Genomic DNA, 18727 nt, shown 5'->3' on the forward strand with positions numbered 1-18727 from the left:
ACGCGCTGAGCGAGAGGAACGGACTTTCATGTCAGCAGCCGCGGCGGCAGCCGCACGGGTCGGCGACCCCACCGGACACCCCGGCACGGTCGGGCCGCCCGGTGTCCCGTCCGTGCTCATCGGAGGCCTCCCCGCCGCCACGGTCGGCACCCCGCACCTGTGCGCGATGCCGCCGCCCGCGGTGCATCCGCCGTCCGCGATCGCGCCGCCCGGCAGTGCCACGGTGCTGATCGGCGGGCAGCCCGCCGCACGCGTCGGGGACCTGGCGGCCTGCGGATCGCCCGTCGTGTCCGGTTGCCCGACGGTGCTGATCGGAGGCTGAGCGTCCATGGGCCAGCAGTTCATCGGCGCGGGCTGGGCCTTCCCACCGCGTACGGACGCCACCGGTTCCATCGCCCTGGTGCGTGGCGAGCACGAGCTGGAGGAGTCGATCCGGCTGATCCTGGCCACGTCGCCGGGCGAGCGGCCCATGCGCCCGGAGTTCGGCTGCGCGGTCAACGACTACGTGTTCGCCCCGGCGGACGCGGGCACGGCCGGGCAGCTCGCGTACGAGGTACGTCTGGCGCTGGACCGGTGGGAGCCCCGGATCGAGGTCACCGAGGTCGTCGTCCGGTTCGACGAGGTCGACCACGGGGTCCTGTACATCGACATCGGCTACACCGTACGGGGTGCCAACGATCCCCGGAACCTGGTCTTTCCGTTCTATGTGATCCCGCAGCACGAGGAGGTGGACGGCGCGTGACGCTGCCCAGTCCGCATCTGGACGACCGCCGCTTCCAGGGCCTGGTCGACGAGGCGAAACGGCTCGTCCAGCAGCGCTGCCCCGAGTGGACCGACCACAATGTGTCGGACCCCGGCGTGACCCTCATCGAGGCCTTCGCGACCATGGTCGACCAGCTCGTCTACCGGGTGAACCGGGTTCCGGAGAAGAGCTATCTGACCTTCCTCGACCTGATCGGGGTCCGGCTCCACCCGCCCACGGCCGCCCACACCGATGTGACGTTCAGACTCTCCGCGCCGCAGCCCGAACCGGTACGGGTGAGGGCCGGTACGGAGGTGGCGACCGTCCGTACGGAGACCGAGGAAGCGGTCGTGTTCACGACCGGCCGTGAACTGTCCGTCGTGCCGTGCGAGTTCGCCCATCTCGCCACCTGGCCGACGTCCGGCGACGCCGTCGACCGTACCGAGGAACTCACGCTCGGCCGGGCCGTCCCCTGCTTCGACACCACGCCGGCGCCCGGCGACGCCCTCTATGTGGGCCTGTCGGCCGCCGTTCCGTCGGGAGTCGTCGTGCTGCGGCTGGACTGCGCGGTCGAGGGCGTCGGCGTGGATCCGCTGCGGCCGCCGCTGCTCTGGGAGGCCTGGGACGGCAGTGCCTGGACGGTCTGCGAGGTCGAGAAGGACGACACCGGCGGCTTCAACCGGTCCGGAGAGCTGATCCTGCATCTTCCCGAGGGACATACCCCGGCCGTCGTCGTGCGCCGGACCGGCGGCTGGCTGCGCTGCCGCCTGGTGGAGGCCACCCCCGGGCAGCCCACCTATATGGCGTCTCCGGTGGTGCGCCGGATCACGGCGTTCACGATCGGCGCGACCGTCGGGGCGATCCACGCCGAGACCGTGACCGACGAGGTGCTCGGCCCGGCCGAAGGCGTGCCCGGACAGACCTTCACGGTGAGCCGCCCGCCGGTGGTGCCCGGCGACTTCGTCGTCGAGGTCGCGGATCCGGCGGGGGGCCCGCAGGGCACGGAGTGGACCCGCGTCGACGACTTCGCGCACTCGGGACCCGACGACCGGCACATCACGCTCGACCCCAACTCGGGCCGGGTCGAATTCGGTCCGGCGGTACGGGAACGGGACGGCTCCATCCGCTACTACGGCGCGGTGCCGCCGAAGGGTGCCACCGTACGCGTGCGTTCGTACCGCACCGGCGGTGGACTGCGCGGCAACGTCGCCCGCTCCACGCTGCGGGTGCTGCGCAGCGCCATCCCGTACGTGGCCCGGGTGGAGAACCGGCGCCCCGCGCTCGGCGGAGTCGACGGCGAGACGGTGGACAGCGCACGGGTACGCGGGCCGATGACCCTGCGGACCCTGCACCGGGCCGTCGTACCGCACGACTACGAACTGCTGGCCCGCGAGGTCGCACCCGACGCGTCCAGAGTGCAGTGCATTCCCGCCGGCGGGGACTCGGACGTCGAGGCGGGCGGGGTGCGGCTGCTCGTCGTACCGGCCGGACGCAGCGACGAGCAGGGCCGGATCCAGTTCGACGAGCTCATCCCGCCGCAGCACACCCTCGCTCTGATCGCGGGCCATCTGGACGAACGGCGGCCCATCGGCGCCCGGTTGGTGGTCGAACCGCCCTACTACCAGGGGGTCACCGTGGTCGCCTCGGTCCAGGCCCGCAGAGGTGCCGTGCTGGAACGGGTACGCGAGGAGGCGCTGGCAGCCCTCTACAGCTACTTCAACCCGCTGAGCGGCGGACCCGGCGGCGAGGGCTGGCCGTTCGGCCGGCCGGTCCAGTCGGGCGAGGCGTTCGCCGTGCTGCAACAGGTACCGGGGGTGGATCTGGTGGAGGACGTACGCCTCTTCCCCGCGGACCCCGTGACCGGGCAGCGCGGCGAACCCACCACCAAGATCGCACTGGACCGGCACGCACTGGTCTTCAGTTTCGAGCACCAGCTCCGGGTACGGGAGGCCTGACCGCCATGCGCACAGCCGTGACCGGCCTGCCGACACCGCACCCGCTGATCGAGCAGCTCCCGGCGGTCTATCTGGAGCAGGACTTCCTGCAACGGTTCCTCGCGGCGCTCGACGACGTACTCGCCCCGGTCCTGCTCTCCGTCGACAATCTGCCCGCCCACCTCGACCCCCGCAGCGCGCCGGAGGACTTCCTGGCCTGGCTTGCCCAGTGGGTGGCCGTCGACACCCGCGCGGACCGCCCGGTCGAGCAGCGGCGCGCGGCGGTAAGGGGCGCGGTCGAACGGCACAGCAGGCGCGGTACCAGGCGTGGGCTGGCGGAGGCGGTGTTCCTGGAGACCGGGATCGAGCCGGACATCGTCGAGAGCGGCGGCACGGCGTGGTCGTCGACGCCGCACACACAGTTCCCGGGCGGTCCGCGGCCGTGGGTGACGGTCCGGGTCCGGGCCTCGCAGCCGTACCAGGTCGACCGGGTGCGGCTGGAGGAGCTGATCCGTACGGAGATACCGGCGCATGTGGGCTTCGACCTGGAGGTCTCGTGATCTGTGAGGCGTGCGGGCAGAGCAACGCGCCGGGGGCGCAGTTCTGTACGTCGTGCCAGGCGTTCCTGGAGTGGGAGGGGGCGGACGGGGGTTCCTCGGCGTCCTCCGTCGGCCCTGCTCCAGCGCCTCGGCCATCACCACAGCCCCAGCCGTCAGCCCAACCCCAGCCGCGGCTGCAACCCCAGCGGCAGTCTCAAGCCCAGTCCGTGCCCCCACCCCCCGTCGCCGCGGCCGCCCCGCGTCGCCCCGGTGACGAGCCGGACGAGTCGGTGCCGGGGCCCGAGGCACTGCCCGACGCACCGCCGGGCCCCACGAACACACCTCCGGGTCCACCCACCGCCCCACCCATCCGCTGCCCCAACTGCCGTACGGAGAACGCCCCGGACCGCACCCTGTGCATCCGCTGCGCCCTGCTCCTGGACCCGGGTCCACCGCCCGAGGTCCGGCCCCCCTGGTGGCGTCGGATCCTCCGAAGGCGACCGCGTCAGGCGCCCACCGCCGGTACCCGGCCGCGGCGTCGGCTGTGGCGCCGCCCCGGTCTGGCGCTTCCGATCGTGCTGATCGTGGTGGCGTGCGGTGTCTGGTTCGCCCTGCCGCACGTGTCCGGCTGGTTCGGCTTCGCCAAGGACGAGACCGGGACGCCGGAGGCGGTGCCGCCCACCCGGTTCCGGGCCTCCAGCAGGGCTCCGGGCCACCCTGCGGGTGCGGCGTTCGACGGTTTCACCAATCGTTACTGGGCACCCTCGGCCGCAGGTCCCGACACCGGTGTGGGCCAGTACCTGGAGTGCGACTTCGAGCAGCCGGTACGCGTGCTGAAGCTGGTCGTCTTCTCCGGTACGTCGGCCAAGCAGGACGAGTTCCTCGCTCAGGCCCGCCCGGCCAGGATCACCGTACTGCTCACCTCCGCCGACGGAAGCCGGGTCAGCAAGGAGATCAGGGTCAAGGACCAGCCGGGTCAGCAGACCTTCGACGTTCACGGTTCGCAGATCGTCCGGGCCCGCCTCACGACGGACACCACGTATGGAGCGGGTCCCGGCCGTCGACTGGCCGTCGCCGAGGTCGAGTTCTTCGGCCGAAGGCCCTGACCCCTCGGATTGATCTCGTCGCCGACCGCGTACCCGGGCACGGAGACGATCAGTCCGCGCGCAGGGCCACCAGTGCGCCCGCCTGCGCGAGGCCGCTCTCCTCGACGACCTCGCGCACGCTCTGCGCCTCGCGTACGAGCGCGAAGTGCACCCGCCCGTCGGTGCCCGTCCGGTAGCCGAACACGGCAGGCCGCGGCAGCGAGTTGTACGAGAAGTGCGACGAGAAGTAGTACGCCCCGGTGTCGTGGAGCGCCACCACGTCGCCGGGCTCGACGACCGGGAGCTCGCGCCCGGTCGCGGTCAGGTCCCCCGCGAAACAGCACGGGCCCGCGATGTCGACGATCTCGGTCGGGCCCTGCTTGGGGCGGCCCGCGGCGTCGAACACCCCGACGCGCAGCGGCCAGGCATCGGGCATGAACACCGTACGGGTGGCCACCTGGGCCCCCGCGTGTGTCACCGCGATCCGCCGCCCCCCGGCGGACTTGGTGTATTCCACGACCGTTGCGACTGTTCCGCTCTTGGCCAGCAGGGAACGGCCGAACTCCGTGATCAGGGTGTAGCGCCCGTCGAACAGACCGGGTACGGCGCCGCGGAGCTCGGTGACGTAGTCGGCGTACGTCGGGCGGTCATCCTCGCTGTCGAAGTTGACGGGCAGGCCGCCGCCGATGTCGAGTCCGGTGATCTGCGCGCGGCCCAGCTGTGCGTTGACGCGCTCGGCCAGTTCGTACGCGACGCGGATGCCCTCGGCGATGAGCGGCAGCGGGCAGCCCTGGGAACCGACGTGTGCGTGCAGGCGGTTGAGCCACGGCCGGCGCGCGAAGGCGTCGATCACCGCGTCGACCGCCCCCGGATCGCGCAGTGCGACGCCGAACTTCGAGGTCGCCGTCGCGGTGCTCATCGCATCGATGGCACCCGCCCCCACCTGGGGGTTCACCCGCAGCCCGATCGGCCCGGCGGCCGGTCGCCCGGCCAGCAGACGGTCGACGCGGGCCATCTCCTGGAAGTTGTCCAGGTTGATCGCGATGCCATGGGTGAGGGCGAACTCCAGCTCCTCGACCGTCTTCGCGGGGCTGTCGAAGACCAGCCGGTCGTACGTGAACCCGGCCGCCAGCGCCTGTTCCAGTTCACCGGGCGAGGCCACCTCGCAGCCCATCCCGGCCTCGGCGAGCAGCCGCAGCACGGGCACCAGTCCGCACGCCTTGGCCGCGAACGTGTGCCGTACCGGGGCGGGCCCTTGGAACGCCTCGTTCAGCGCGTCGACGGCGGCGAGCACACCGTCCACGTCGAGCAGGCCGACCACGGGCGAGCGCGGACCGAGCAGTCCGTCCTCGACGGCACGCGTCAGCGCCGCCGCGCGCCGGGTACCGCGCTGCCCGACTGCCGAGCGGGCTGCCGAACCGGAAGTCATGTGAACCACAACAACCCTCCATCTGTCATGTCGGCTGTACGGACAGCTTCGGCGCGGAGGGGAAGGCGCGTCTTCGACCGACACGACGATGCCTGCCCGATTCCTTTGTCGCACCGGACAGCTCAACGATCAACGGCTGCTCGGCCCGTGCGCTCTGCGAGCCGCGATGCGCAGCCCGATGTCCGCGAGGAGCCGCACGGCCGGGTCGGCCAGATCGACGCCGAACAGCTCCCGGGCCCGGCGCAGCCGGTACCGCAGGGTGTTGGGGTGCACATTCAGGCGCCGCGCGGCCGTGCCCGTATCGCCGAACGCGTCGAGGTGGGCGGCGACCGACGCGCCGTACTCCGTACCGTGTGCGTGGTCGTGCTCCACCATCGCGTGCACGGGCCCCGACAGCGACTTCCACAACGGCTCGACCCGGTCGAGCACCTGGAGCACCGACGTGTCGGCGACCACCTCGCCGAACGCCGCCACCGCCGACTCCACCTCCGCGACCGGCAGCCTCGCAGCCCGCTCCCGCAGCACCCGCACCACCAGCTCCGCGGCCTCCCGCGACGCGGGCAGCCCCGACAGGTCCGCCGCCAACGGCCCGGCGCCCGCGAACACCACACTGCGCGGCACCGAGCGGGCCGTCGCCAGCAGGGTGCGCGCCGGATCGGCCTCACCGTCGCTCGCAGGGACCACGACGTACAGCCGCCGCCCGGACCGCGCGGTCACGCACCCCGGCCGGTACGCGGCGGCCTGCAATGCGAGCACATCCAGAACCCGCTGTTCGGCGCCGGTGTCGGCTCGGCCCCCGGACGCGGCGCCGCCCGCCCGGCTGGCGTACGCCTGCGCCACCATCACCGCGTACGGGCGGTCCGCCGCGATCCCGGCGTCGTGCGCGGCCTGTGACGCGTGCGCGGCCCCGTCCAGGAGCGCGTGCACCGCCTCCTCCCGCGCCCCGGCCGCCGCCCGGCCCCATGTCCGGTGATGGGACAGATGCGGTACGGCGGCCCGGGCGGCCGTGCGCAGCGCCGCCGCCGCACCCTCGGCGAGCGGCCGGCCGTCGGCGGCGGCCCAGATGGACCCGAGCACCTCGGACCCGTGGCGCACGGCGATGGCCAGCCGCTCGGCGGACCGGTCGTCGGCGGGCCGGCGCACCACGTCGTCGGTGCTCCACAGCGCCCGGAAGAAGCCGCTCTCGCGCAGTTCGTCGACCCGCCAGCGAGGGACCTCCTGCCCGAGGATCGTCAGCCGGCGCATCGGATCGGGTTCGTGGTCCATCCGCGAGTAGGCCAGCACCCGCGACTGCGGATCCTCGATCGTGATGGCACCGCCGACCAGGTCCGCCACCGTATTGGCCAGCCCGGACAGATCGCCGAGCCGGAGCCCGCCCACTCCGTCGGGGCCTGCCGATTCGGCGGCGGAAAAGGCCGGGGCGCTGTGCACCAGAGCGGTCCGCAACCGACCGAGCACCTCCGTCCACCCATGCCCCTGCCGCCGGGTCAGCAACGCCGTACGCCCCTGACCGGCCGCCTCCACCAGGACTGCCCGCGGCCCGCGACTGCCCCGCCGCATGACCACGGCCGCGGCTCCGGCCCGGTCGGCGTCGCGCAGTACGTCGATCGCCTCGGGCGAGGCGACCTCCACACCGACGGCTAGCAGGATCAGCCCGGATGCCACCCGGGCATTGTCGTCCCGTTCCTCACCGGGATCGTGCAGCACGACATCGGTCACCGGCACGCCGGTACCGCGTGGCGCCACGACGACATCGAGTATTCCGGGGGCGATCAGCCCGAGGATCTGCTCCAGCGAGGGCCCGGTGTCGCGCCGGTCCGGTTCATGCGTCGGCATCCGCCCATCATGGTCGGCGGTTCCCGGTGGGAGCCATGGCGGGCACACCCCCTATGGGTGGAATCCGTCGAATGCGATGTTCAGGTGGCGGGGGCCGCGCAGCACGGCGCGTCGGGCGGGTCGCCGGCCGGCCGTGAGCGGAGGCAGGAGGGGGACGGACACGGGTGGTGCCTCGGGGCACGGTCCTGACGGACTGGCCGGGCTTCCGCGGCGCAGACGGCCACGTGCGGACGCCGGCCTCGGAACGCCTGGAAGCGCGTGGCCTTCGCGAGGGATCACAGCCACCTGTTCTGGAAGAACCATCGCCGGCCGGCCGCGGTCCTGGGCGTCGAAATCTGAATTTTTGTCCTAATAGTCAGGAAACCCTTGACCCGGGAGAAATAGGGAGGACAATCTTCAATACACCAGAAAACCGGAGTGAGCCGCACCGTCGGCGGAGACGTTCGCTGAACTGCGTGACCCTCTCGTTGGCTCTGGCCAGGCCCCCGGCAGATCCTCTCGATCCCGGAACTTTCAGCGACGGTTGAAAGCTCGTGGAACCAAGAAGGACTACCGGGGACTGCATGTCCTGCAGCCACGAACGGAAGGCAGAAGGGCCCCACCACGAGCGGTGGGGCCCTTCTGCATGTCACCGGCATTCTCATCCGGGGGTTCGAGGACGTACCGGAGCGTTCTGACCTGCGGTGCAGTAGCTGCGGGCAGGGCTTCCGAACGGTGCTGTACGTGGGCGAACGCAACCGGAACCGCAACCACGGAGCAGCGGGAGGGAGCCTGCCGTTCTGCCGGCCGTCGGTCAGGCTGCCGGTGGGTCCGCTCGGCGGGGCAGTTCCAGTGTGGCCACGGCTCCGTGGGGGGTGGCGTCGGCCAGAGTGAGGCGGGCGCCGATGACGTGGGCCTGGCCGAGGGCGATGGTGAGGCCGAGGCCGTGTCCGTGGCCCCGTTCCGCGGCTCCGGTGCGGAAGCGCTGGGGTCCGTGGGCGAGGAGTTCCGGGGGGAAGCCGGGGCCGTGGTCGCGGACGGCGATGGTCGTGCCGCCGACCGTGACCTCGACCGGCGTCGCGCCGTGCCGGTGGGCGTTGAGGATCAGGTTGGTGACGATGCGGTCGAGGCGGCGCGGGTCGGTCTCGGCAACCGGGTGGCCAGTCACCGTGACCCGCGTCTCCAGGCCCGTGCGTCGTACGGATTCCGTCACCAGCTCGTCGAGTGGTACCGCTTGGACGTCGGCCTGCTCGACGCCCGCGTCCAGGCGGGAGATCTCCAGGAGGTCGTCCACGAGGGCGCGCAGCACCTGGACGCGGTCGCGGACCAGGCCGGTGGCCTCGCTCTCCGGGAGGAGGGAGGCGGAGGTGACGAGGCCGGCGAGCGGGGTGCGCAGTTCGTGGGCGACGTCGGCGGTGAAGCGCTGTTCGTTGCGCAGCCGGTCCTGCAGAGCGTCCGCCATGAGGTCGACGGCGGAGGAGATTTCGCTGATCTCGTCGTGGCCGCGGCTTCGGGTCCTGGCGTCCAGGTCGCCGCGTTTGATGCGGCGGGCGGTCCCGGCGACCCGGCGCAGCCGCCGGAGCGCCAGTTCGGCGGCGAGGAGGGTGAGGGGGACGACGACGGCGAGCGTGGCGAGGGCCGCGTATCTCATGTGCCGGTCCAGGGCCTGGAGACTGCGCAGCCTGCTGCCCATGTCCACCCAGGTGGCCAGCACGGTGCCGTCGACGTGGCCCGCCGCCCACATCCGCGGCCCCTGAGCCGGCTTCCGGTTGTCGTACCAGGTCACGGGCGCGGGCTCGGAGCCGAGCCGGTCCCGCAATTCATCCGGTACGTCGTCGCCGACCAGATAGCCGGGAACCCCCGACGGGGACGGCCGCGCGGGCTGCGTGCCCCGGAACTCGGCTTCGGCCGACTCCAGCGCGCGCGTCGCGTCGCCGCGGCCGACGTGCATGTCGCGGGCTTCGGTGGTCCGGTGAACGAGGATCCCGATGCCCAGCGCCATGGCACAGGCCGCTGCCGCGACCCCGAAGGCGATCTTCCAGCGGAGGGATCTCGGGTCGATGAGGCGCCGCAGCCCGCGGCTGGGGCCGTCCTCGGGGGCTGTGCCGTCGGTCCGGGCGCCGGCGCCGGTCGTCCGTCGCATCTCAGCGCCGGAACCTGTAGCCGAAACCGCGGACGGTCTCGATGTGACCGGCGCCGATCTTCTTGCGCAGCCGCTGCACCGCCAGGTCGACCACCCGGCTGTCACCGTCCCAGCCGTAGTCCCACACCTTGCGCAGCAACGTCTGCCGTTGCAGGGCGACGCCCGGCGCGGCCACGAATTCAAGCAGCAGACGTAGCTCGGTCGGGGTGAGCGCGAGCGGCCGGCCGTCGACGCGCACCTCCAGGCCCCGGGTGTCGACGCCGAGGTTCCGGAAGGTGAGCAGGCCGTCGTCGGCCGGGCGGCTGCCCGCTGTGGGGGGCCGGGTGAAGGTGGCCCGGCGCAGCAGGGTGCGGATCCGCGCCAGCAGAACGGTGGTGTCGACCGGTTTGACGATGTAGTCGTCGGCGCCCGCCTCCAGGCCTGCCACCACGTCCAGTGCGTCGCCGCGGGCGGACATCATCAGGATGGGTGCCTGGCTCGTCTCACGGATCCTGCGGCACAGTCCGATGCCGTCGAGGTGCGGCAGCATGATGTCGAGCAGCAGCAGGTCGTACTGTCCTTCCCGGAACATCTCAAGGCCCGTCAGGCCGTCGGGCGCCGCCGACACCTGATATCCGTAGCGGTCCAGCACCATCCCGACGGACCTGCGGATCGCTTCATCGTCCTCGACCAGCAGTACGTGGACGGAATCCGGGATGGAGACGGGGGCGGAGGCAGGGGCGGGGCCGGTGGGGCTGCCGTCCCGCTGTCCCGCCGCGTCACGGTCGTGCTGCTGCATCACGTCACCTGAAGGTTGATCGGTACCGAAATGCCCGAGAGTATCCCGCTGTGCAAGGTGGTGACCACCGCCCGCCCCCTCACAGGCGCAGATCGGCCGCGACCGGCAGGTGGTCGCTCCCGGTGGGCGGCAGGATCCGGGACGAGACCGGTGTGACGCCCTTCACCAGGATCTGGTCGATCCGGGCCACCGGGAACGACGCGGGCCAGCTGAAGCCGAAGCCGTCACCGGCCTCCTCCTGGGCCGACCGTAGCTGAGAGGTCACCGGCCGCAGCGCGCGGTCGTCGGTCGTGCTGTTGAAGTCGCCCACCACCACGACCCGGGGCAGCAGTTCGGCTCGTACGGCATCGGCCAGCTTCACGGCCGCCTCGTTGCGCCTCGCCGTGGTGAAGCCCACGCTCGGGAGCACCCGTACCGACGCGAGGTGGGCGGCATAGACGGCGACGGGCCCCTTCGGGGTATCGGCCGTGGCCCGCAGGGCACGGGTCCACGGCATGATCGCGACCGGCTCCACATCCCGCAGCGGGTACTTGCTCCACAGCCCGACCGTGCCCTGCACCGAGTGGTACGGATACGTGTCGGCCAGGGCGCGCTCGTACGCGGGTGCCGTGTGCGAGGTCAGCTCCTCAAGGGCGAGCAACTGAGGGCCCGAAGCGGCTAGTTCACGCGCGGTCCGGGCCGGTTCGGGGTTCTCGTCGTTGACGTTGTGGCTGACCACGGTCAGATCCCCGCCGGCGGACCGCTTGTCCATGAGCAGGCCGCCGAACAGGGAGCACCAGACGACGGCCGGAAGCAGCACCGCGACACCGGCGGTTGCCGACCGCCGCACCGCCGCCAGCGCCAGCATCACGGGCACGCTCACCCCGAGCCAGGGCAGGAACGTCTCAAGGAGACTGCCGGGGTTGCCGAACCCGTTCGGCATCCGGGTGTGCCCGACCATGACCAGCGCGGACAGCACGGCGGCTGCGGCGATCAGCCGCCCGCGCCGCCAAGTGCCCGTGCCGCCCACGCCGGTTCCCGGTCGCGCTCCGGTCTCGCGGCCCGTGCGCTCGACCAGCGCGGTCACGCCCGCACCGGCTTGCCACCGCGAGGGGCGAGAGCAGCGGGAAGGTCCCTCTGCACGGCGTCGACCAGCCGGCCACTGTTCTCCAGGGCGGCCCGGAGGCCCTCGGCGGGCGTGGTGTTGGCGCGCTGTCCAAGCACGACACCGAGCACGAGATGCCGTGCTGTGCCGGACTTCACCTCGACGGCCCACATGAGATTGCCGCCGGCGGCGGTGCCCGAACCCGTCTTGAGCCCGATCACCCCGGGCTTCTCAAGCAGCTGGTTGGAGTTGCTGATCGTGCCGGGCACCCCGGGGACGGTTGTTTCGCGCATGGCGACAACCGCGCGGAGCACCGGGTCCTTCATGACCTGGCGGGCGAGCTTGAGCTGGTCGTCGGCGGTGCTCCTGGTGGTGGCCTCAAGACCGCTGGCCCCGGTGTACGTGGTCCGGGTCATCCCCGGCCCGGCGGCCGCGCGGCTCATTTTCGCCACGAATGCCTCCTGGCTTCCCGCGTCCCAACGGGCCAGCAGCCGGGCGACGTTGTTGCCGGACGGAAGCAGCAACAGCTCCAGGAGCTTGCGCTGGGTGAGCCGCTGCCCCTCGCGGACCGGGGCGCTGGACTCGCTGAGCGAGTGGGCCTCCTGTGCGGCGGCCTCGTCGACCGTGATCTCCGGCCCCTTCTCCCCGTCCTTGAGCGGATGCTCCTGGAGGATCACGTACGCGGTCATCACCTTGGTGACGCTCGCGATCGGTACCGGCTCCTGTCCGCCCTTGCTGCCCAGGCTGCCGACGCCCTCCACCTCGATGCTCGTCTGGCCCTCCTGCGGCCACGGCAGCTCCAGCCGGCCCGCCACGGCCGCCGCCTCGGAGACCGGCGCGGAGCCGTCGCCCCGACCGCCACCGGTGAGCCCCAGCCAGCCGCCGGTCGCGACCACGGCAAGCACCGCGGCCGAAGCCCACACCGCGCCACGACGGGCCCGCCCGGCCCGCTCCTCCCCGCCCGGCGCAGCAGCGCGTATCCGACGAGCATCCACCGACAACCACCTCTCACAGCCCGACGTACACGAGGAACCGCGTACGTGTCCCAGCCTGTGAGAGGACCGCATCCAGCTGATCAGGACCGTGCATCCAGCACCGCGCGGATTTGTGTCGGCCGGGTATCAGGCCCCGCACCGGCAGAAGCCGCCGGCGGTTCCGCAGAACTCGACCGGGACGGAAACCGGCCCGGAGAACGTCGAAGGCCCCTGGAAAGCGCCCTCGCGGTAAGGGCCTGCGACGTATTGCCCGGCTTCCCCTCCTTTGCCCGCGGAGCATGGGCAGATCGATCAGGTGAATGCCGGTCGAGCCTTCGACGCCGCCGTGGGGTCTTGTCGTTGGAACCGGGTCGGCTTGAAACAGCGGAGTCGGGTGCCGGCGGTGCCGAAGCGTCCGGCCCTACCCGATTCCGGTCAAGGCGCGAGCACGAGGTCGTTAAAGCGGACTGACGTACTACAGGTGAATATGTGGAGATTGCGATGTGTCCGGGGCCGGGCACCGGCACTCTGCTGAGTGTCGATCTGAGTGGTGCTGCGGCGGAGGATCCCCCGGGACCGTCCGCGGAGCAGGCCGGTCCGCCGTCTGCGGGAGCGAAACCCGTCCGCAGCCTCGACAGGCTTCCGGCGGATGCGCAACGCGCTCAGCAGAGTCCGGACACAACGGGGCGCCGTCCGGACCCACTGCGGCAGAGCCTTGCGGCCAGGAGGCGCTGCGACCAGCGGGTGGGTGCGAAGCGGAGGGGGACTGTGGTGCGGCAGCCGGGTGAGCACGGATGACGGTTGAACGAGTGGGAGGCACATCTGCCTCGTCGTCGGCCCATACACCTCCGCGTCGCCCAACCGGTGAGGACCGGCACAGGGGTGTGCCGCGCCATGTCGCGTGCGTGATGGACGGGAACGGCCGGTGGGCGGCACGGCGGTCCTTACCGCGTACATCGGGTCACCGGGCAGCGGAAACAACGGTGATCGACGTCATCGAGGCGGCGCGGACGTCGGGAGTGGAGTGGCTGAGCCTGTACGCGTTCTCCACCGAGAACTGGCGACGCCCGAGCAGCGAGATCGACTTCCTGATGCGACTGGTGCGCCGCGTAGTACGCAAACACGCCCCGTTGCTGCACGCGCGCGGCATCCGCTGCCGGTTCCTCGGAGTGGCGGACCCGAGGATCCCCGGGCCGCTGGCCCGGGACTTCGCCGACCTGATGACGCTGACCAACACGAACCGAGGCATGACGCTGACCGTGGCGTTCGACCACGGCGGACGCAGGGACATCGTCGAGGCGGCACGGTCCCTCATCCGCAGCGGGGTACCGGCCGATGCCGTCGACGAGCAGCATTTCGCCGCTCACCTGCCCTTTTCCGACACGCCCGATGTGGACCTCGTCATCCGGACGTCCGGCGAACAGCGGATCTCCAACTTCATGCTCTGGCAGGTGGCCTACGCCGAGTGGATCTTCCCGCCGGTGCTCTGGCCCGACTTCCGTGCGCCGCACTTCTTGGAGTGCCTGCACGCCTACCAGCAACGCAATCGCCGCTTCGGCGGTGTGACGCCGCACGCGAACGGAGAACCTCACCCGTGACGGACACAGGCAGCAGCCGCCCCAGGCGCACGCGTTCCGGAGACACCGATCACCACGGTGACCCCGCGCGGCCGACCCCCGAAGCACAGTCCGGATCCCTGTTCGGCCCCGACTCGCAGTTCCACCGGTTCTTCAACGATCCGCGCTGGGCACTCGCCATGGTCAGGGCCACGGTACTGGAGGCCGCCCACCCGCAGATCGGCGCGGCCCTGATGGACAACTCGACGTTCGTCGCGCACCCGTGGCGACGGCTGCGCAACACCCTCGTGAGCCTGCAGCGCATGTTCGGCGCCGACGATCACGAGCGGCAGAGGGAAGCGGGGCGGCTCAACCGCCTGCACGCGCGGCTGAGCGGCACCGACGCACAGGACCGGCCCTACGACGCGATGGACCCCCAGGTCCGCGCCTGGGTGGTCGCGACCCTCTTCGAGAGCTCCGTCACCATGTGCCGACTGAGCGGGCAGCCGCTCGACCAGACCTCCATGGAACGGCTCTACGCCGAATACCAGGCATTCCTCGCGGCCTTGGGGGATGGGGCCGGCCATCTGCCGCCCACGTTGCAGGAGTTCTGGCAGTACTACGACCACATGGTCCAGGAGGAACTGGAGGACACGGAGGCGCTGCGCATCATCCTCTACAAGCTCTTCGACCATCTCCCGGCGCCGCCCCTGCTGGACGGCCTGCCCACCGTATGGGCGGCGGGCCGCGCGCTCGCAGGCCCGGTCATCGGCACGATCACGGTGGCGTCCCTCCCCGAGCCTTTCCGCCGACGGGCGGGTCTGCCCGAAATTCCTGGCGCCCAGACGCTGATGCAAAGCGTCTACGTGGCCGTCGGCCTGGCGCGCTTCCTGCCCGACAACTGGCTCCGGGCCGAGGGCCTCACCAGCCTGCTCCACCTGTCCTTGGACAGCGACGCCCCTCAAGCCGCGACGCTCACCGCGCTGCGCGGCCGGATGAAGCAGGCCGGCGCCCTGTTCCGGCTGGTCACGCCGTTTGCCGTGCAGCACGGTCCCGCCGAGGGAACCGGGTCGCAGCGGAGCGCTGACGAATTCTTCACCGCGGTGCTGGACCAGACCGGCGACGGCTACCTGGACTGGCCCGATCTCGCCGCCATGGCACGGGAGTTGTCCTCCCGCCTCGATCTGGACGAACCGGAGGAGACCAGGCTCTACCACGCGTATGCCGAGTGGTGGAGGGAACTCCAGGCTGCCCTCGACATCGACGGTGACGGCCGCATCAGCAAGGAGGAGTACGCCGCCGCCGTCCCCTCCCTCGCCGGGCCCGCGCTGATCAGGGTCGCCGAAGTGCTCTTCGACGTCACCGACGCGGACGGCAACCAGTTCATCGACGCGGACGAGTACCGGGCCCTGTTCCGGACCGGGTTCCGGCGCACGGTGGCAGACGCCGACGCGAGGTACTCCCGCAGCGCGTTCGTGAAGGACTTTCTCTCCTTCATGTCGGGCCGCCGGCGCTCGACCGCTTACGACCCACTGCTCGCCGACGCGTAGGACCCCCGGGCTCGGCAGGGGCCGCCGCCGGAAGCGGGTTTCCGTGGCCCCCGCGTGGCCCCCTCACGCCGATGGCACCGGCCCCCGTGTCGGGGGCCGGTGCCATCGTCCAGGTGGTGCGCTCAGGCACCGTCAGCGTGGGACGTCTGGTCCCCGGGTGTCAGCCCCGGCGCGCGTCCGTGACCTTCCCCGTGAGGAGAGGGCCCTCCAGCCAATCGTTCTCCTTGAGGATGTTCACCTGCATCCGCAGGGACTCCTCCGACTCGGTCAGCGCGTCGGCGATCGTGGGCACGGACACTTCGGTGCTCGTCTCGCCCTTGCGGACGGACACCCAGAGGGAGGGGCTGTTCGTGGACAGGGGCCGCTCCGGGTCTGCGGCCTCGCCGAGACTGGAGAGCCACTCCTCGTCGACGTCCTTCGTGGACAGCTCCGTGCCCTCGTGCACCGGCAGGAGGTCGAACCGCGTCTCGATGTTGACGTCGGCGGGCTGAGAGAGCTCCACCTTCCAGGTGAGCTTCTGGCCTTCGGTGACCGAGTCGGCGACCGGGGTCACGCTGACCGTGGGCATGGGGTCGTCGTTCTCGACGAGCACGCCCCCGAAGGCGCCGCCGACCGCCGTGCCGCGCACGGCCTTGGCAGCGACCTCGTGGCTGAGGTCGTAGTTGAAGCGGGAATTGCCCTCGACCGTGATCGGCACGTCCACGGAGCCACCGGCCTTAACCGTTACGGTGCGGACGGTGGACTCGTGGGTCTCCGGGTCGCGGACGGCGAGCTTGATCACGCCGGTGCCCTTGCCGGTGACCTGGACGGGCACGTTGTAGGTGCGGGTGCCGGAGTCGCCCTCCTTGACCGTCAGCTTGCCGATGTCGACACGCGAGAGTGCGACGGGGCGTACCGCCGGGGTGCCGGGGCGCCAGCCCCAGGCGTCCATCAGCCAGAACTCGCCGGAGCTGCTGCGCGGGGTGAGCTCCAGCGACCGCGCCCGCTTCAGGTCGACACCGGCGCTGACGGCGGCCTTCAGCGGGACGCGGACCTCACGCGCCCAGTACGCGGCCGTCGAGTCGGAGCCGGGGAGGCCGTCGACGGTGACCTGACCGAGCCCCACCCGCTTGCCGGAGGCGTCGGTGAGGGCGACGTCGAGCCGGGTGCCCCGGGTGTTCGGCGGCACCATCACCCGCAGGGCGAGCGCGTCGGAGCCCGCCAGCGAGAAGGCGCGCTCCGGCGTCAGCCGGACCGGGGTGCCCGGCGTGGTCCAGCGGGCCGTGACCGCGTTGCGGCCCGGTTCATTGGTGGTGTCCGCCCAGGACGCGAAGTGCGGCGACGCACCGGGGGCGGAGTCCGGCCGGCAGGCCTGGGCGGCGCTCGTCGTGACCTGCTGGCACACGCGCCCGTTCGTCACCGAGAGCGGGTCGTCGGGCCGGATCGCCGGGGTGCGGTTGCCGCCGACGGCGTGGGTCAGCACCCGGGCGGGGCCGGCCGAGGGCGCGCGCCGGTCGGAGCCGTCGAGCAGCGGGCGGACCCGGTCGTCGCCCGCGAGGAAGAGCCGCGCGGCGGCGGCGATATAGGTGGCGCCCGCCGTCTGCTGCTGCTTGGCGCTCAGCCGGGTCTCGGCCCGTGCCGAGCAGACCGGGTCCGGGTTGGCCTTGTCGTCCCAGAAGTCGTCGGCGGCCGGGCCCTCGGCCTGGCCGGGCGTCCACTCCGTGTTGAAGAAGTTGTGGTTGGCGCCGACCATGTACACCGCGCTGTGCAGCGCCGTGCCCTGGCCGATGCCCCGGGTGCCGTCGAGGTAGATCTGGCCCTGGAGGTTGCTCACATCGCCGTCACAGCCCGGCAGGAGGGTCATGGAGGGCACGTCGGGCGTGGGGTTCTGGCCGAAGTTGGTGGGGCCGATCAGGACGGTGCCGCGGATCCGCCAGCCCACCGGCCCCCGGTAGCCGTCCTCGGCGGGCGGCGGCGGGGAGATGCTGTCGAGAGCCGCCCGGTTGACGCCCTCGCCGCCCCGGGAGTGGCCGACCAGGAGCACCTTCGAGAGGTCCGCGGGCTCCGTCGCGCGCACGGCCTCGGGGGCCTTCGCGGGGTTCGCGCCCCACTCCGCCCAGCGGGCGAGGTGCTGGCGCACCAGGGACGAACGGGCCTGCGCCCCGAAGTCGGCCGCGCGGCCGTCCTGCGCGTTGACACCGTTCGCGGAGATGGAGACCGTCACATAGCCCTGGGATGCCAGGAGCTTCTGGTCGTGCAGAAAGCCGCGGTAGCTCGGGATTTCCTTGTTGCCCGGCTTGCACGGCCACTCCATGCCCGCGCTGTTCTTGCCGGGCTCGTAGCAGGTGGCACTGCGGCCGTGGACGAAGAGCGCCAGCGGTCGCTTCCCCGGCGCGTCCGTCGGGCCGACGACCGTGGCGCGCATCTCCACAGGCTCGGCGTAGCCCGGCAGCTTCACCGACTTCAGGGAGTACTCACCGCTGGTGGTGTGGTACTTACCGGCGACACCGGGGTCGACCGGGTTGGCGGGGAACGGGGCCTGGGGCGCCGCCGCGGCCGACAAGCGCCGCTTACCGGGTGCCTGGCCGGCCCCTGCGGCGTCCAGCCGCCGCGAACCGGCGACCGCCTGGAGTTCGCTCACCGGTCCGACCCTCGCCCCGTCGAGGCGGAGCCGGAAGGTGCGTTGGTCGGGGGAGGGCTTCGGAACGCCGAGGGTCCGCTCCCCCGAGCGGAACTCGACCAGGGCGCCACCCATGCCCACGGGCTCGGGCGAGCTCCAGATCAGCTCCCCGCCCTCGACGCGCCACCCTTCCGGTAGCTGCTCCCCGGAGGCGCCCGGCGGCGCGCCGGGTATGGAGTCGGCGGCCGGCTGCGCATGCGCCGGCCCTGGCACACCCGCCGCCAGTGCCACGGCCGCCAAGGCAGCCGTCAGCGTGCGTGAGACCTGTCTCACGATGGTGTCTCCTCGTCGTTGGTCGTGCTTCAGCGCCCCAGGAATCCCAGGAGCACCACCCCGCACCGGGGAGAGGGCGACGTGTCGTCACCGGTTGTCCCACCTCGGGAACCTGACAGGAATCTGACAGGAGCCGAACAGGAGCCGAACAGGAGCCGGACCGGAG

General features: G+C 71.8%; 14 protein-coding genes. 7 read left to right on the plus strand and 7 right to left on the minus strand.

The window, feature by feature from the left end; all coding sequences use genetic code 11:
* Positions 1–28 precede the first annotated feature (28 nt).
* The 5 genes from ACIPEK_RS20910 to ACIPEK_RS20930 all read left to right on the plus strand — a co-directional run bounded on the left by ACIPEK_RS20910 (position 29) and on the right by ACIPEK_RS20930 (position 4321).
* Positions 29–322, plus strand: coding sequence for a PAAR domain-containing protein (locus ACIPEK_RS20910; RefSeq protein ID WP_114245645.1), 294 nt, complete (start codon positions 29–31; stop codon positions 320–322).
* Between the two features lie 6 nt (positions 323–328).
* Entirely contained in the window at positions 329–742 is a 414-nt protein-coding gene (locus tag ACIPEK_RS20915; protein ID WP_383072936.1) for a GPW/gp25 family protein, read from the plus strand.
* Positions 739–2697, plus strand: a complete 1959-nt coding sequence (locus ACIPEK_RS20920; protein WP_401998086.1) for a putative baseplate assembly protein — start codon at positions 739–741, stop codon at positions 2695–2697. The genes ACIPEK_RS20915 and ACIPEK_RS20920 overlap by 4 nt, the downstream gene beginning before the upstream one ends.
* A 5-nt stretch (positions 2698–2702) precedes the next feature.
* Positions 2703–3236, plus strand: a complete 534-nt coding sequence (locus ACIPEK_RS20925) for a phage tail protein (protein WP_383072938.1) — start codon at positions 2703–2705, stop codon at positions 3234–3236.
* 206 nt (positions 3237–3442) lie between these two features.
* Positions 3443–4321: a discoidin domain-containing protein gene (locus tag ACIPEK_RS20930; protein WP_401998089.1), complete on the plus strand. Its 879-nt coding sequence runs from the start codon at positions 3443–3445 to the stop codon at positions 4319–4321.
* Between the two features lie 49 nt (positions 4322–4370).
* Here ACIPEK_RS20930 and ACIPEK_RS20935 read toward each other — a convergent pair whose 3' ends face one another.
* From ACIPEK_RS20935 to ACIPEK_RS20960, 6 genes are all read right to left on the minus strand, one after another.
* Positions 4371–5729 carry a diaminopimelate decarboxylase gene (locus ACIPEK_RS20935; protein ID WP_401998092.1) on the minus strand — a complete coding sequence of 453 codons (1359 nt, stop codon included), beginning with the start codon at positions 5727–5729 and terminating at the stop codon, positions 4371–4373.
* 129 nt (positions 5730–5858) lie between these two features.
* Positions 5859–7565, minus strand: coding sequence for a PucR family transcriptional regulator (locus ACIPEK_RS20940; RefSeq protein ID WP_401998095.1), 1707 nt, complete (start codon positions 7563–7565; stop codon positions 5859–5861).
* Positions 7566–8358: 793 nt separating this feature from the next.
* Complete coding sequence (locus tag ACIPEK_RS20945; protein ID WP_401998097.1) at positions 8359–9687, minus strand: sensor histidine kinase; 1329 nt, start codon at positions 9685–9687, stop codon at positions 8359–8361.
* Position 9688: 1 nt separating this feature from the next.
* Entirely contained in the window at positions 9689–10465 is a 777-nt protein-coding gene (gene cseB, locus ACIPEK_RS20950; protein ID WP_401998100.1) for a two-component system response regulator CseB, read from the minus strand.
* 79 nt (positions 10466–10544) lie between these two features.
* A complete protein-coding gene (locus tag ACIPEK_RS20955; protein WP_401998227.1) occupies positions 10545–11474 on the minus strand; it encodes an endonuclease/exonuclease/phosphatase family protein in 930 nt (309 codons plus the stop codon).
* A 53-nt stretch (positions 11475–11527) separates the two neighbouring features.
* Positions 11528–12544 (minus strand): D-alanyl-D-alanine carboxypeptidase family protein, encoded by a 1017-nt coding sequence (locus ACIPEK_RS20960; RefSeq protein ID WP_401998103.1) that lies wholly within the window; start codon positions 12542–12544, stop codon positions 11528–11530.
* 773 nt (positions 12545–13317) lie between these two features.
* Between ACIPEK_RS20960 and uppS the strand changes: the two genes are divergently transcribed.
* On the plus strand, positions 13318–14121 hold the full coding sequence (uppS, locus tag ACIPEK_RS20965; RefSeq protein ID WP_401998106.1) for a polyprenyl diphosphate synthase: 804 nt from the start codon (positions 13318–13320) through the stop codon (positions 14119–14121).
* 98 nt (positions 14122–14219) lie between these two features.
* Complete coding sequence (locus tag ACIPEK_RS20970) at positions 14220–15629, plus strand: oxygenase MpaB family protein (protein WP_401998229.1); 1410 nt, start codon at positions 14220–14222, stop codon at positions 15627–15629.
* Positions 15630–15789: 160 nt separating this feature from the next.
* Here the strand turns inward: ACIPEK_RS20970 and ACIPEK_RS20975 are convergent, their stop codons facing one another.
* The gene (locus ACIPEK_RS20975) at positions 15790–18561 is read right to left on the minus strand and encodes an alpha/beta hydrolase family protein (RefSeq protein ID WP_401998109.1); all 2772 of its coding nucleotides are present in this window, start codon (positions 18559–18561) and stop codon (positions 15790–15792) included.
* Positions 18562–18727 lie beyond the last annotated feature (166 nt).

This window comes from Streptomyces sp. NPDC088246 (assembly GCF_044741025.1).
GTDB lineage: Bacteria > Actinomycetota > Actinomycetes > Streptomycetales > Streptomycetaceae > Streptomyces.

Excerpts from the sequence above, each read along its gene's own strand:
- uppS (WP_401998106.1), top strand. The coding sequence starts at position 13,318 with ATGACGGTTGAACGAGTGGGAGGCACATCTGCCTCGTCGTCGGCCCAT.
- cseB (WP_401998100.1), bottom strand. The coding sequence starts at position 10,465 with ATGCAGCAGCACGACCGTGACGCGGCGGGACAGCGGGACGGCAGCCCC.
- ACIPEK_RS20935 (WP_401998092.1), bottom strand. The coding sequence starts at position 5,729 with ATGACTTCCGGTTCGGCAGCCCGCTCGGCAGTCGGGCAGCGCGGTACC.
- ACIPEK_RS20925 (WP_383072938.1), top strand. The coding sequence starts at position 2,703 with ATGCGCACAGCCGTGACCGGCCTGCCGACACCGCACCCGCTGATCGAG.
- ACIPEK_RS20915 (WP_383072936.1), top strand. The coding sequence starts at position 329 with ATGGGCCAGCAGTTCATCGGCGCGGGCTGGGCCTTCCCACCGCGTACG.
- ACIPEK_RS20940 (WP_401998095.1), bottom strand. The coding sequence starts at position 7,565 with ATGCCGACGCATGAACCGGACCGGCGCGACACCGGGCCCTCGCTGGAG.
- ACIPEK_RS20945 (WP_401998097.1), bottom strand. The coding sequence starts at position 9,687 with ATGCGACGGACGACCGGCGCCGGCGCCCGGACCGACGGCACAGCCCCC.
- ACIPEK_RS20910 (WP_114245645.1), top strand. The coding sequence starts at position 29 with ATGTCAGCAGCCGCGGCGGCAGCCGCACGGGTCGGCGACCCCACCGGA.